The organism is Streptomyces sp. NPDC055955 (genome assembly GCF_042270245.1).
In the GTDB taxonomy this organism is placed as follows: Bacteria; Actinomycetota; Actinomycetes; order Streptomycetales; family Streptomycetaceae; genus Streptomyces.
Genome location: NZ_JBHJYS010000020.1, coordinates 24,613 through 38,046 on the forward strand (window position 1 = coordinate 24,613; position 13,434 = coordinate 38,046).

A 13,434-nucleotide genomic window follows, 5' to 3' on the forward strand; every position below is an offset into this window, starting at 1 on the left:
GCCTGCCGGGTCAACTCACACGCTCCGCGCGGTGCTTCACCGCGCGGAGCCGTACCTCGGCGGGCAGAGCGGCGAGCCCGGCGGAGTCCCGCGCGTGGCCCAGGGCCTCCTCGCTGATCCGCTGAAGCGCAGCCCCGGGCTCCGCGTGCGGTTCGAGGAGCAGGCCCATGCGTACATGGGGTGCGGAGCGCCGCCCGGTCAGCAGGACCCGGGCGCTCTCCACGCCGTCGAGCGACTGCGCCTCGCCGACGAGGACCCCCTCGAGCGCCCGGCCGCGCAGCAGCGCGCCCTCGCCGTCCCCGGTGTCGACGAGGACCTCGGCGAGCCGGCGCCGGCGCAGCTGGGCGACCAGCCACCACAGGGCGAGCAGCACACAGACGGCGAGCACGGCGATGACGGCCGGCCACCACCAGCCCTCGCCACGCCACCGGTAGCGGTCCGCCCTGCTCAGCAGCACGTCGTGCCGCCCGCCGTAGATCCACCAGGACGGCGGGGACACACCGAGTCCGACAGCGAGGACGGACCCTCCGATCACCACGAGGACCAGCCCGACGAGGCCGACGACGACCCGGTTCACTGTCCTGAGCACGGGCTCATCCCTTCCGTCCGGGCCGCGCCACGTGTACGGACAGGCCGGGCGTGGCGGTGAGCCCGAGCCCCTTGACGGTCTCGCCGATCACGGCGTCCAAGTCGGCGCGTACGTCGTCGAGTCGACGGAAGTGCGAGACGGCCCGCACCTCGGCCTTGGAGCGCTTCATCCTTACGCGTACGGACTGCACGCCCGCCACCTCCATGGCCCGGTCGCGCAGGACCATGGCGGCCGCGTCACGGTGCAGTCCGGCCCGTACGTCGGTGTGGGTGCGGCGCATCGGCAGGACGGCGCGGAGGCCGGGCGTCGCGGCGAGCACGATCAGCCACAGCCCGAGCGCGGCGGCCACCCCGGCGCCGACCAGCACCCAGACGTTGTCCAGGGGCCGGGCGGCGAGTTCGCGTGCGAGGGCGCGCCGCCAGTGCATCGCGAAGTGGCCCGCGCGCACGGCGGCGATGTCGTAGAGCAGGATCCCGGAGCAGCCGAGGAGGACGATCGCCACCGCTGCGGCGGGGATCCGGCGCGACGACCAGAAGCGGCCGGTGCCGTGCTCACCCTCCGGCGTGGGCAGCGCCTTGTAGGTGGCCGCGGACCCCGACTGGCCGAACTGGTCGAGCTCGTCCTGCCCGCGTTCGACGACGGGCAGGGGCCGTGTGGGCTCGCTCATCGGATCCTCCGCTGTGCCGCGCCGCGATCGTGCTCCGAGTGCAGCCGCTCCACCTGGACGGCCACCTCGGGCACCTCCATCCCCGCCAACGCCTTTACCCGCTCGGCGACTTGACGACGCACGGCGCGGCACTGCGTTCCGATGTCGCCGGGATAGTCCAGTTCGAGACTGACCCGCACATGGGCGATGTCGTGGCGCACTGACACGGTCGCGTGCGGGGCACTGCCGCCCGCCGGAACGGCCGGGAGCGCCTCGCGCGCCGCCTGTGCGGCGATCTTCGCGACGACCCGGTCGGCGATCCGGGTCGCGCCGCGATCGGCGGGCGCGACCTGCGTCGCCACCGGTCACCGCCGCCGGTCGCCGCGCGAGCGGAAGAAGTCACCGGGTTCCAGGTCCCCCTCGAGGAACCGGCCGGCGACGAAGCCGACGGCGCCGAGCGCCGCCACCAGCAGGAAGGCCCCGAAGCCGCCGAAGTATCCGGCGAATCCGAGAGCCATTCCGGCGATCATGCCGATCACGGCCAGGTGCATCGAGCGCTCCTCCTCAAGGGCAAACTCGCGGGCGGGTGGTCACTGAAGCCGGGACTCCGGCTCCTCGTCCTCGTCGTCGGGCAGCTTCACGTCGCTCACGGCGATGTTGACCTCGACGACCTCGAGACCGGTCATGCGCTCGACGGCCGCGACCACGTTCTCGCGCACGTCACGGGCGACGTCGGCGATCGACACCCCGTACTCCACGACGATTTCCAGGTCGAGCGCCGTCTGTACCTCGCCGACCTCCGCCTTCACCCCGCGCGACACCGACTTGGTGCCGCCGGGCACCCGGTCGCGCACGGCTCCGAAGGTGCGGGACAGACCGCTGCCCATCGTGTGCACGCCCATGACGTCCCGTGCGGCGAGGCCGGCGATCTTCTCGACCACACCGTCGGCGATGGTGGTGCGTCCTCGCGTCCCGGCAGATCCCCCGCCCCGCTTGGTCACACCGGTCCTGCCCCCGGTCGCTTCCCCCGGCTTCTCTGCGGTCTCGCTCATCGCGGGTCGTCCCTTTCGAAGAGGTTCTCTCAGGTCGTTCTCTGGGAGTCGCTGCTCTTTCGACCACACTAAGTGCGGTTGCCCGGTCGCGCGCCAGGGATGCGGCAGGCTGGGGCAATGAGCGCTGACCGATGGACGCAGGCAGTACGACACCAGCTCGGGCTCGGCAGGCTGGTACCGCTCGGAGGGCCGCAGGACGGGTGCTGGCTGGCCGAATCGGCGGCGCGGTCGGCGTTGGGCCAGGCGGTCCAATCGGTGCCGGGGGTGCGCCTGGGCAACCTGCGCATCGAGCTCGCCGACCCCGACGGCCCCTACGAGTCCGCGGTGTCCGCGCCGCCGAGTGCGCTGCCGCCGGGGCCGCTGCGCATCGTCGCGGAGTGCGCGGCGGCGCCGGACGAACCACTGCCCACGGCCGCGTCCCGGCTGCGCGCGGCACTGAACGGCGCGGCGTCCGCCGGCCTCGGGCTCGCGGTGGCGGAGGTGGACCTGCGGGTGACGGCGCTGCTCGACGAGAGTGCGCAGGCGCAGCCCGCCTCGGTGGACGCCCGGGCGGATGTCGCGGACAGCCGGCCGGCCAGGGCCGACAGCGACGAGGAACGGGCCGGGCAGGCCGCGCTCTCCGTGCCGGGGGTGACGCGGCTGACCGGTTCGCTGGGCGGCGTGGGGCGTGCGGTGCACATCGGGGAGCGCCCCGAGGACGCGGCGCCGGCCGCCGCCCTCCCGCGCCGCCATGTACGGATCGAACTGGCCGTGTCGGGCGGGCGGCGGGTGCTCGATGTGGCGCGGGACGTGCGAACGGCGGTCACCGGGGCCCTGGCGGATCATCCGTCCGTGGCCGTTCTGGTGACCGCCGTGCACTGAGGACCGTCCGGCCCGGGTCACCCCGGGCCAGGTGCGGTTCGCGTCAGTCGCCGAGGCCCGCCAGGTCCCGGAGCCGGCGTCCCTGAGCCGCGCGCTCGGCGGTGCGCTGCTCCTCGTACGAGCGTCCGGAGACGCCCTGGAGCAGGGCCTTGGTCTCGATGACGGCGTCGCGGGGCGCGGCGATGAGCGCCCCGGCGAGGTCGCGCGCGGCGGCGTCGAGTTGGTCGGCGGGCACCACGAGGTTGGCCAGGCCGATGCGGCCGGCCTCGTCGGCGTGGACGTAGCGGCCGGTGACGCAGATCTCCAGGGCGCGCGCGTATCCCACGAGGGAGACGAGGGGGTGCGTGCCGGTGAGGTCGGGCACCAGACCGAGGCTGGTCTCACGCATGGAGAACTGCACGTCCTCGGCGGCGATCCGCAGATCGCAGGCGAGGGCGAGCTGGAATCCCGCGCCGATCGCGTGTCCCTGCACCGCGGCGACGGTGATGATGTCGCTGCGCCGCCACCAGGTGAACGCCTCCTGGTACTCGGCGATGGTGTCGTCGAGCACGTCGTCGGAGCCGCGCGCCAGGTCGATGAAGGACGGCTCGCCGTCGAAACCCTCGGGCGTGAACGCCTGACGGTCCAGGCCCGCGGAGAACGAGAGTCCCTCCGCGCGCAGCACGACGACACGCACGCTGCCCGGCAGGGACTTCCCGGCATCGGCCAACGCCCGCCACAGAGCAGGACTTTGGGCGTTGCGCTTGTCCGGGTTGGTCAGCGTCACCGTGGCGATGGAGCCGTCGACGGTGAGGCGGACCCCGTCCTTGTCGAGTACCGGCGCGAGCGAGCCGGATCCGCTGTCGGGCGAAGCCATGTGTGCCTCCGATGGTGTGCGCAGTCGGTCGAGGACGTGTCGACGCCCTCGAAACTACTGCACAGTAACCAACCGGCCGGTCGGCGGACCGACCGGGTGGTCACCATCGAAGCCTGTGCACTGCCCGGGTCAGCCGGCCGCGGTCGCCTTCTTGCCGCGTGTAGCCCCGCCGCGACCTCGCAGCGTGACTCCCGACTCACTGAGCATCCGGTGCACGAAGCCATACGAGCGGCCGGTTTCCTCGGCCAGCGCTCGGATGCTCGCACCGGAGTCGTACTTCTTCTTCAGGTCTGCCGCGAGCTTGTCGCGCGCGGCGCCGGTCACCCGGCTGCCCTTCTTCAGAGTCTCGGCCACCCGTGCCTCCTCATGGGAAGTGCGCTCTGGACTTCTCATGATCACCCCTCCCGGGCTTCCTGGCCACCCATTCGGCAAGGTCCGTACGACGAGCTTGTGCGGCCGGAAAGCGGCCGACACGAGTGGAACGCAGGGTTCCGGGCGTACTGCAGAGGGGCCGGAAACGGCGCTCTCCACGAAGGCACAGGTCAGCGCCCTGCCAGTCGGCACAAGGGCCCCGCCTCCGGTGCGACGACGAAATCCGTGTAGGACACACCGCGGTACGAGGAGATCTCACTCAGATGATGGATCACGGATCGGCCGAATGATCCATACCGAGTGGATCAGCCTTTCGATCAAGCCGTGCTGACGGCCGACCGTGATCGTGCGGACCCGCCGGACGCGGGCGCCGGAGGGTCAGGCGAGGCTGACCAGATCCGCGTAGTCCTGGCCCCAGAGGTCCTCGACGCCGTCGGGCAGCAGGATGATCCGCTCCGGCTGGAGCGCGTCCACGGCACCCTCGTCGTGGGTGACGAGGACGACCGCGCCCTTGTAGGTGCGCAGCGCGCCGAGGATCTCCTCGCGGCTGGCCGGGTCGAGGTTGTTCGTGGGCTCGTCGAGAAGCAGGACGTTCGCGGACGACACGACGAGCGTGGCGAGCGCGAGGCGGGTCTTCTCGCCGCCGGACAGGACACCGGCCGGCTTGTCGACGTCGTCCCCGGAGAACAGGAACGAGCCGAGCGTCTTGCGCACCTCGACCAGGTCCAGGTCGGGGGCGGCGGAACGCATGTTCTCCAGGACCGTGCGCTCCGGGTCGAGGGTCTCGTGCTCCTGGGCGTAGTAGCCGAGCTTGAGGCCGTGACCCTTGATGATCTCGCCGGTGTCGGGCTGCTCGGCGCCGCCGAGCAGCTTGAGCAGGGTGGTCTTGCCGGCGCCGTTGAGGCCGAGGATGACGACGCGCGAGCCCTTGTCGATGGCCAGGTCGACGTCGGTGAAGATCTCCAGGGAGCCGTACGACTTCGACAGGCCCTCGGCCATCAGCGGCGTCTTGCCGCACGGGGAGGGCTCGGGGAAGCGCAGCTTGGCGACCTTGTCGGAGACGCGGACCGCGTCGAGCCCGGCGAGCAGCCGGTCGGCGCGCTTGGCCATGTTCTGCGCGGCGACGGTCTTGGTCGCCTTGGCACGCATCTTGTCGGCCTGGGAGTTGAGGGCCGCGGCCTTCTTCTCGGCGTTCTGGCGCTCGCGCTTGCGGCGCTTCTCGTCGGCCTCGCGCTGCTGCTGGTAGAGCTTCCAGCCCATGTTGTAGACGTCGATCTGGGACCGGTTCGCGTCCAGGTAGAACACCTTGTTCACGACCGTCTCGACGAGGTCGACGTCGTGAGAGATCACGATGAACCCGCCGCGGTACGACTTCAGGTAGTCGCGCAGCCAGACGATGGAGTCGGCGTCGAGGTGGTTCGTGGGCTCGTCCAGGAGCAGGGTGTCCGCGTCCGAGAAGAGGATGCGGGCCAGCTCGATACGGCGGCGCTGACCGCCGGAGAGCGTGTGCAGGGGCTGGCCGAGCACGCGGTCGGGCAGGTTGAGCGCGGCAGCGATGGTGGCGGCCTCGGCCTCGGCGGCGTATCCGCCCTTGGTGAGGAACTCCGTCTCCTGGCGCTCGTACTGCTTGAGCGCCTTCGCGCGCGTGGCGCCCGTGCCGTTGGCGATGCGCTGCTCGTTGTCGCGCATCTTCTGGATCAGGGTGTCGAGGCCGCGCGCGGACAGGATGCGGTCGCGGGCCAGGACGTCGAGGTCACCGGTGCGGGGGTCCTGCGGGAGGTAGCCGACCTCTCCGGAGCGGGCGATCTGGCCTCCGGCCGGGGTGCCCTCACCGGCGAGGCACTTGGTGAGCGTCGTCTTGCCCGCGCCGTTGCGTCCGACCAGGCCGATGCGGTCGCCCTTGGCGATACGGAAGGTGGCGTTCTCGATGAGGATGCGGGCGCCGGCGCGCAGCTCGATGCCGGAAGCGGTGATCACGGACAGACTCCTGAGCAGGGATTGGACGGCGGAAGGGCTACTGAGGGCGATGAGCCGTCTAGTGCATGCGGAGAATGGCCATGGGCCAAGTCTAACGGGGCGATGCAAACAGTTTTCCGCCCCGCCGCTGCCGGGCCGAGGGGCAGACCGCCACGAACTGTTCGATAGTGGGCGTTGGGCGGCGGGCCGCCGCCCCTGACGCGCGGCAGAGGGCGGTGCGGCCATGCAGTTCGACGACGACGCCGACCTGGACACCTCCGAGGTCCAGGACAGGCGCCGGATCCCCGGCGGCCGGCGGACCGTCGGCGGCGGCCTCGCGGGCCTGCTCGCGGTCCTGGTCGGCCTCTTCTTCGGCACGAACGAATTCGGCCTCTCCTCCGACAGTGGCGAACCCGACACGAGCGTCTCGTCCGCGGCTCAGGTCAGCCAGGACTGCCGTACGGGCCAGGACGCGAACAGCAAGGAGGACTGCCGCGTCGTGGCGGTCGTCAACAGCGTCCAGGACTACTGGCGTCGGGAGTTCCGCGACCGCGGAGGCGCCTACTCCCCCGCGCAGACCGTGTTCTTCACCGGCCGGGTCGCCACCGCGTGCGGCACGGCGACCTCGGCGGTCGGGCCCTTCTACTGCCCGGGCGACCGCAAGGTCTATCTGGACCTGGGCTTCTTCGACGAGCTGCGCACCAAGTTCGGCTCCAGCGGCGGCCCCTTCGCCCAGGCGTACGTGGTGGCGCACGAGTACGGGCACCATGTGCAGAATCTGATGGGGACGCTCCAGCACTCACAGGACGGGCGTACGGGCCGCAACAGCAACGCGGTGCGGGTCGAGCTCCAGGCGGACTGCTACGCCGGGGTCTGGGCGCACCACGCGACGACGACGCCCGACGACAGGACGGGCAAGCCCTTGATCACGAAACTCACCGACGCGGACATCCGGGACGGCCTGGACGCGGCGGCCGCCGTCGGCGACGACCGGATCCAGGAGCGGTTCCAGGGCCGGGTGACGCCCGAGACCTGGACGCACGGCTCGGCTCAGCAACGGCAGCAGTGGTTCTACGAGGGCTACCGCACCGGTGACATGGCGCAGTGCAACACGTTCCGGTGAGCGGACCCGCCTCGCGGGACGCACTGTCGGTGCCGGGTGCCGGTCCGGATCCGGCAGCACCATCCGGACCGGCGGAGAAGGAGTGAGCACAATGAGCGGTGCGAAGGGGCGCGCGAGTTTCTACCCGTCGTTGCTGTACGCCGACGCGAAGGCCGCGATCGAGCAGCTGACCTCCGCGTTCGGCTTCACCGCCGCGGCCGTGCACGAGGGCGAGGGCGGCTCGGTGACGCACGCCGAGCTGACGTACGGGAACGGCGCGGTGATGCTCGGCTCGAAGGGCCGCGGCGGCCGCTTCGACGAGGCCATGCGGGGCGCGGGACCGACCGGGATCTACGTCGTCGTGGACGATGTCGACGCCCATCACCGCCGGGCCGTCGAGCACGGCGTGGAGATCCTGATGCCCCCGACGGACCAGGACTACGGCTCCCGGGACTACATGGCCAAGGACGCCGAGGGCAACGTGTGGAGCTTCGGGACGTACGCGCCGGAGATCCCGGCCTGATCCCCGGGGCGCGGTGTCACGTGCCTCCGGTGTGCACCTGGAAGGCGGCCCGGCGGACGGCCTTGGCGAGCGCCGGATCGGGGTGCGCCGCGGCCAGCGCGACGAGCACCTGCACGGTCCGCGGATGCCCGGCCGCCCGGACCTCGTCGAGCAGCGCCGGCACGGTGGGCTGCACGGCGGACTCCAGATGGCGCACGAGGAGCTGGGCCTCGCCGTGGTCCGCGACGGCCGCCGCGGTGTCCACCCACAGCCAGGTCGTCTCCTCGCGGGTCAGCACCAGGTGGACGTCCTCGGGATCGGCGCCTTCGTACTCGGCGAGCCACAGCAGCGCGTAGGGGCGCAGGGACGGCTCGTCGGCGACGGATCGGACGACGGGTTCGGCGGGGGCTCCGACGACGCGCAGCGCCTCGAAGGCGAGGCCGCGCAGCAGGGCGTCCTCGCCGCGGGCGGCGGCGATCAGCTCGGTGACGGCGCTGCCGACGGGTCTGGCGGCGAGCCAGGCGCGGTATTCGGCACGGGCCGCGTTCGGGCGCAGCCGTGCGCAGCCCCTGAGCATGTCCTCGGCGGACTGCTCGATGTTGCCCGCCGGGGACTGGGCGGCCACGCAGATCTGCTCCAGCTTGACCCACACCGCCCAGCTGCCGAGCGGTGTGAGGGTGGCCTGGCCGTCGGCGTAGGTGAGGGCGCCGACGGCGGCGAGGCCGTGCAGGGCCCAGTCGAGGAGCGGTGGGAGGTCGGTGCCGGTGGTGCCGGTCGCGGGTCCGGTGCGCTCGGGCTGCGGGCCGTAAGGGATCTCGCAGCGTTCCGTGCGCAGTTCCTCGACGCGCTGGCCGAGCAGGTCGAGGAGCTGCGGGACGGGGACCGGGCCGGCCGAGAGCTGGAGGAAGGAGAGCACCTGCGGCATCGCCGAGACGACCTCGGCGACCGCGGCGGCCTCCAGGCTCCGGCCGGCGGGGTGGGCCAGGGACCAGGCGTCGAAGAGCGCGACCCAGCCGCGCAGTACGGCGGTGTCGTCCCGGTCCCAGGCGCGCAGGCGCCAGCCGGGGCGCGCGCTGTCGCCGTGCACCTCGACGAGGCCCGCGAGGCGTGCGGTGTCCCAGTCGGCGCGGACCTGTCGCGGGGTCAGTTCCAGGTCGGCCGCCGCGCGTTCGGCGGTGATCACGGAGAGGGCGCCCCTGCCGTCGGGGGTGCCGTGGCCGCTGCCGGGGCTGAGGACGGCGTCGGCCCAGCGGGCCACGCGAACGGCGTCGGCGAGGCCGCGGCGCGCCATGCGGGCCAGTTCCGCCGGTGGTGGGGTGCCCTCCGGCGGGCGGGGCGCCGGGCGGGGCGGGCGAGCCTGGGTCACCATTCCGTCGGCCCGCACGGGGGCGGCGGCGAGGGTGCGCGGGCGGACGAGTCGGAGCCTGGAGTCGCGCGGGATACGGGACGTCACGGGGGCAGTCTTCCGGTTGACGGTCCGAAAACCCAAACGGAATGGTTCCGGGGCTCTTTGCGGACGTCGCGGCAGGGTCCGTGGACCGGCGCGCGCCGGGGGTCTACGCGGGCCTTCCTGCGCATCTGTCCCGTGCGGCCGACGGGTGGTTCCCGTGGGCCCGACGGAGCTACATGAGGGGGGTGAGGAAGCGGCGGAGCGTCTCCTCGTACTTCTGCGGATCCGCGTTCCACATGGCTCCGTGCGGGGCGTCGCCGACGGCGTGGAGGGTGACCAGGTCGGGGCGCCGGGCGGCCAGTTCGCGGGACAGGGCCCAGGGGGCGATCTCGTCGTCGGGGCCGTGCAGCACGAGCGTGGGGACCTTGAGCGCGTCGGGGTGGGCGACGACGTCGAGGCGGTCGCCGTGCAGCCCGGTGCGGCCCTGGGCGGCGCGGACCGCGAGGGGCAGCAGGGGGCGGGGGATACCGCGGGCTCCGGCGAGGGCGCGCAGTGTCACGCCCCACGACAGGACGGGTGAGTCGAGGACGAGTCCGGAGATGCGGTCCCGCAAAGCGGAATGGGCCGCCGCGTGCAGCGCCATGGCGGCGCCGGTCGACCAGCCGTGCACGACGACGCGCTGCGCGCCGTAGCGCACGGCGTAGCGGATCGCGGCGTCCAGGTCGCGCCACTCCGTCTCGCCGAGGTGGCCGAGGCCGTCCGGGGAACGGGGGGCGCCGAGGTCGCCGCGGTAGGCGAGGTCGAGCACGGGGAAGCGGTGGCGGTGCAGGAAGTCCATGAGGACCATGGGGTGCTCGCGGGTGGTGCCCAGGCCGTGGACGGTGATGACCCAGGTGTCGCGGGCGCCGGGGACGAACCAGGCGGGGAGCGCGCCCAGTTCGCCGGGGATGTCGATGTCGGCGTGGTCGAGGCCGAGCGCCGCCTTGGGGTCGCCGATGTGGACCTGGGGCGTGAGCCAGGCCTTGGCGCCGGGTTCGAGCGAGCCGTGGGTGACGCGCTCCAGGCGTCGCACGACGGCGTCCGCGGCGTGGGGGGCGGACTCGAGGGCGGGCCCGACCACGGCGTGGAATCCATCGCCGCTCAGGCCGTAGGTGCCCCGCCGCAGGGAGGCCAGGTCACGGGTGAGGGTGATCTGTCCCGCGGCGGTGGAGTGGACGGTCAGGCGTGGTTCGGTGGGGAGCGGTCGGCCCGCGGGCGCCTTGAGGGCGGCGTCGCTGGCCAACCGGCCGACCGCGACCGCGGCCGCGGCGGCACCGATGACTGCGGTGACGGCAGCGGCCGTCGTTCTGGCGGTGCGCACCGTCCCAGTGTCCGCGCCCTGGCTCCGACCGGCCAGTGGGGCGCCGCCACGGCGGCGCCGGGTGGGGGTTCAGCCCTGCTGTCCGTACCCGCGCAGTTTCTCCTCCACCTCGCGCACCTGGTCGCGGGTGAGGAGCGTCGGGGCGTGGTGCGGATGGGCGCTCGCGGTGAGCCAGACGCGGCACAGCCATTCGAGCTGGGCCGTGCGGTCGTAGGCGGCGGCGAGGGTGTCGCCGTAGGTGAGGGTGCCGTGGTTCTGGAGCAGGCAGCCCGTCCGCCCCTCGAGAGCGTCGAGCACGTTCTCGGCCAACCGCTCGGTGCCGTACGTCGCATACGGGGCGACCCGGACGGGACCGCCGAGGGCCGCGGCCATGTAGTGGATGAGCGGGAGTTCGGGCACGAGGGTGGAGACGGCGGTGGCGTTAACCGCGTGGGTGTGGACGACGGCACGGGCGGGCGTGGCGCGGTAGACCGCCAGATGCATCGGGAGTTCGCTGGTCGGGGTCAGGGTTCCGGCGTTCTGCTCGCCGTCGAGGCCTACGGCGACGAGGTCGTCCGGGGTGAGCTCGTCGTAGGGGACTCCGCTGGGCGTGACGAGGACGGTGTCGCCGATCCGCACCGAGACGTTTCCCGAGGTCCCGACGACGAGGCCGTCGGCGACGGTGCGCCGGGCCGTCGCCACGAGCGCGCTCCACGCCTGCGCGAGCCCGTCCGTACCCTGCCCCGCACCGCCCGGTTCCTCCGCCATGCCCGCATCCTGCCAGCCGCACGGCGGGCCTGTCCGGATCCCGAGGCCGGGGCGCTGCCCCCGGGCAGGTCGTCACGGGCGTTCCGGCAGTACGACCACAGCGGCGGACTGCCGGGTGACCAGGATCTCTTCGACGGTTCACAGGCCCGGCCGCGGAGGTTCGCCCGCGACTAGCGGAGGGCTTGCTTCCGCTTGATTCGGCCGCCGTTCCGCTTCACGGACGACCCCGTGCGGCCGCGCCGTTCCCAACGGAGTGGCGGCACTCCGCTTCGGGTCACCGCAACGCCCGCCTCAGTTCATCTTCCGTTCACTCAGATTGCCTACGGTCGCCGAGCCACTGACGTCCAACAGAAGCCTGGGTAAATGGAACACATCACGCTTCTCCTCGGGATCGTGATCGTTACCGCTCTCGTGTTCGATTTCACGAACGGTTTCCACGACACAGCCAACGCGATGGCCACCACCATCTCGACCGGCGCTCTCAAGCCCAAGACGGCGGTGGCCATGTCCGCCGTGCTGAACCTCGTCGGAGCCTTCCTCTCCGTGGAGGTCGCCAAGACGATCTCCGGCGGCATCATCAACGAGGACGGACTCAAGACCGAGGTCATCTTCGCGGCGCTGGTGGGCGCCATCCTGTGGAATCTCCTGACCTGGCTGGTAGGGCTCCCCTCCAGCTCCTCCCACGCGCTCTTCGGCGGCCTCATCGGCGCCGCCGTGATGTCGATGGGCTGGTCGTCGATCAACGGCGGCACCGTCGTCACCAAGATCCTCCTCCCGGCCGTCGCCGCGCCGCTCGTGGCGGGCATCGCCGCGATGCTGGCCACCCGGCTCACGTACCGGATAGGCGGCAAGACCGACCAGAAGGCGACCGCCAAGGGCTACCGCGCCGGGCAGATCGCCTCCGCGGGCCTGGTCTCGCTGGCGCACGGGACGAACGACGCGCAGAAGACGATGGGCATCATCACGCTCGCCCTGATCACGGGCGGCGTCCTGAACCCCGGCGCCAACCCCCCGATGTGGGTCATCGTCTCGGCCGGTACAGCCATCGCGCTCGGCACCTACCTCGGCGGCTGGCGCATCATCCGCACCATGGGCAAGGGCCTCACGGACCTCGCGCCGCAGCAGGGCTTCGCCGCCCAGACCAGCGCCGCGACCGCGATCCTCGCCTCCTCGCACATCGGCTTCTCCCTCTCCACGACGCAGGTCTGCTCCGGCGCCGTGATGGGCGCGGGCCTCGGCCGCAAGGGCGGCGTCGTCCGCTGGTCGACCGCGACCCGCATGTTCGCCGCCTGGGGCCTGACCCTGCCGGCCGCCGGTCTGGTCGGTGCGGGCGCCGAGTTCCTCACCAAGCAGGGCTCGTGGGGCGTCGCCGTCACCGCGCTGCTCCTGATCGCCGGCGCGGGCACCATCTGGGCGCTGTCCCGGCGCAACTCGATCGACCACACGAACGTCACGGACGACGACGTCACCGACGTCACGGACGAGCCCGCCGGCGTCGTCACCACCGCGATCGCGGCCGTCACCCCGCCGCCCGCCGGCACGGTCGCCGACCTGGACACCGACGTGAAGACCACCATCCCCGCCGCGACCGCCCCGCCCTCGGCGGAGCCCGCGCGACCTGCCACGGTCTAAGGAAGCAGCAGCGCTATGCACATCGACTGGGCAGCACTCGGCTCCGTGTTCGGAGTCAGCCTCGTGATCACGGTGGCCCTCGTGGGCCTGTTCACCCTCGGCATCGTCGGCCTCACCAAGCGGGAGTCGGCGGCGGCCCAGGGCAACTCGGCGGCACTCGCCGTCTCCGGCGCGTATGTCTGCTTCGCCCTGTGCGCGGCGGCCGTCGGGTACGGGATCTTCCTGATCGTCGCCTGACCGGAGGTAACCGTCAGGAGTGCGGGGTGGGGGGCGCGACCGCGGCCCCCAACCCCCCGCCTGTGTGGGTCCGCAACCACACCCCAACCAGGTCCACCGCCACTTTGAGGGCGTGGTCCGAGCGGGGGGGGC

16 protein-coding genes are annotated in these 13,434 nt (G+C 72.4%); 5 read left to right on the forward strand and 11 right to left on the reverse strand.

Features of this window, described 5'->3' with window-relative positions:
* Positions 1-10: 10 nt before the first annotated feature.
* From amaP to ACFC96_RS32580, 5 genes are read right to left on the reverse strand one after another with little or no spacing between them, the layout of a single operon-like run.
* A complete protein-coding gene (amaP, locus tag ACFC96_RS32560) occupies positions 11-589 on the reverse strand; it encodes an alkaline shock response membrane anchor protein AmaP (protein ID WP_376264195.1) in 579 nt (192 codons plus the stop codon).
* Positions 590-593: 4 nt separating this feature from the next.
* On the reverse strand, positions 594-1,256 hold the full coding sequence (locus ACFC96_RS32565) for a DUF6286 domain-containing protein (RefSeq protein ID WP_376615545.1): 663 nt from the start codon (positions 1,254-1,256) through the stop codon (positions 594-596).
* On the reverse strand, positions 1,253-1,597 hold the full coding sequence (locus ACFC96_RS32570) for a hypothetical protein (RefSeq protein ID WP_376615546.1): 345 nt from the start codon (positions 1,595-1,597) through the stop codon (positions 1,253-1,255). The genes ACFC96_RS32565 and ACFC96_RS32570 overlap by 4 nt, the downstream gene beginning before the upstream one ends.
* Before the next feature lie 3 nt (positions 1,598-1,600).
* The gene (locus ACFC96_RS32575) at positions 1,601-1,786 is read right to left on the reverse strand and encodes a hypothetical protein (RefSeq protein ID WP_376264186.1); all 186 of its coding nucleotides are present in this window, start codon (positions 1,784-1,786) and stop codon (positions 1,601-1,603) included.
* Positions 1,787-1,825: 39 nt separating this feature from the next.
* A complete protein-coding gene (locus ACFC96_RS32580) occupies positions 1,826-2,287 on the reverse strand; it encodes an Asp23/Gls24 family envelope stress response protein (RefSeq protein WP_376615548.1) in 462 nt (153 codons plus the stop codon).
* Positions 2,288-2,404: 117 nt separating this feature from the next.
* On the opposite strand from ACFC96_RS32580, the gene ACFC96_RS32585 reads away from it, so the two are divergent.
* A complete protein-coding gene (locus ACFC96_RS32585) occupies positions 2,405-3,148 on the forward strand; it encodes a nucleopolyhedrovirus P10 family protein (RefSeq protein WP_376615550.1) in 744 nt (247 codons plus the stop codon).
* 43 nt (positions 3,149-3,191) lie between these two features.
* On the opposite strand, the gene ACFC96_RS32590 is transcribed toward ACFC96_RS32585, so the two are convergent.
* The 3 genes from ACFC96_RS32590 to ACFC96_RS32600 all read right to left on the reverse strand — a co-directional run bounded on the left by ACFC96_RS32590 (position 3,192) and on the right by ACFC96_RS32600 (position 6,353).
* A complete protein-coding gene (locus ACFC96_RS32590; protein WP_116502821.1) occupies positions 3,192-4,004 on the reverse strand; it encodes an enoyl-CoA hydratase/isomerase family protein in 813 nt (270 codons plus the stop codon).
* Between the two features lie 129 nt (positions 4,005-4,133).
* The gene (locus tag ACFC96_RS32595; protein WP_189492003.1) at positions 4,134-4,358 is read right to left on the reverse strand and encodes a helix-turn-helix domain-containing protein; all 225 of its coding nucleotides are present in this window, start codon (positions 4,356-4,358) and stop codon (positions 4,134-4,136) included.
* A gap of 396 nt (positions 4,359-4,754) precedes the next feature.
* A complete protein-coding gene (locus ACFC96_RS32600; RefSeq protein ID WP_376615552.1) occupies positions 4,755-6,353 on the reverse strand; it encodes an ABC-F family ATP-binding cassette domain-containing protein in 1,599 nt (532 codons plus the stop codon).
* Between the two features lie 223 nt (positions 6,354-6,576).
* Here ACFC96_RS32600 and ACFC96_RS32605 point away from each other — a divergent pair, with 223 nt between their 5' ends.
* Both ACFC96_RS32605 and ACFC96_RS32610 read left to right on the forward strand, forming a co-directional pair.
* The gene (locus tag ACFC96_RS32605; protein ID WP_376615553.1) at positions 6,577-7,455 is read left to right on the forward strand and encodes a neutral zinc metallopeptidase; all 879 of its coding nucleotides are present in this window, start codon (positions 6,577-6,579) and stop codon (positions 7,453-7,455) included.
* A gap of 91 nt (positions 7,456-7,546) precedes the next feature.
* Complete coding sequence (locus ACFC96_RS32610) at positions 7,547-7,957, forward strand: VOC family protein (protein ID WP_376264170.1); 411 nt, start codon at positions 7,547-7,549, stop codon at positions 7,955-7,957.
* 16 nt (positions 7,958-7,973) lie between these two features.
* Here ACFC96_RS32610 and ACFC96_RS32615 read toward each other — a convergent pair whose 3' ends face one another.
* From ACFC96_RS32615 to ACFC96_RS32625, 3 genes are all read right to left on the reverse strand, one after another.
* On the reverse strand, positions 7,974-9,389 hold the full coding sequence (locus ACFC96_RS32615; RefSeq protein WP_376615555.1) for a hypothetical protein: 1,416 nt from the start codon (positions 9,387-9,389) through the stop codon (positions 7,974-7,976).
* A 169-nt stretch (positions 9,390-9,558) separates the two neighbouring features.
* Complete coding sequence (locus tag ACFC96_RS32620) at positions 9,559-10,686, reverse strand: alpha/beta hydrolase family protein (protein ID WP_376615557.1); 1,128 nt, start codon at positions 10,684-10,686, stop codon at positions 9,559-9,561.
* Positions 10,687-10,755: 69 nt separating this feature from the next.
* Entirely contained in the window at positions 10,756-11,433 is a 678-nt protein-coding gene (locus ACFC96_RS32625; RefSeq protein WP_376264161.1) for a class II aldolase/adducin family protein, read from the reverse strand.
* A gap of 363 nt (positions 11,434-11,796) precedes the next feature.
* Between ACFC96_RS32625 and ACFC96_RS32630 the strand changes: the two genes are divergently transcribed.
* Positions 11,797-13,065, forward strand: a complete 1,269-nt coding sequence (locus ACFC96_RS32630) for an anion permease (protein ID WP_376264158.1) — start codon at positions 11,797-11,799, stop codon at positions 13,063-13,065.
* Between the two features lie 15 nt (positions 13,066-13,080).
* Positions 13,081-13,302: a hypothetical protein gene (locus ACFC96_RS32635; RefSeq protein ID WP_376264156.1), complete on the forward strand. Its 222-nt coding sequence runs from the start codon at positions 13,081-13,083 to the stop codon at positions 13,300-13,302.
* Positions 13,303-13,434 lie beyond the last annotated feature (132 nt).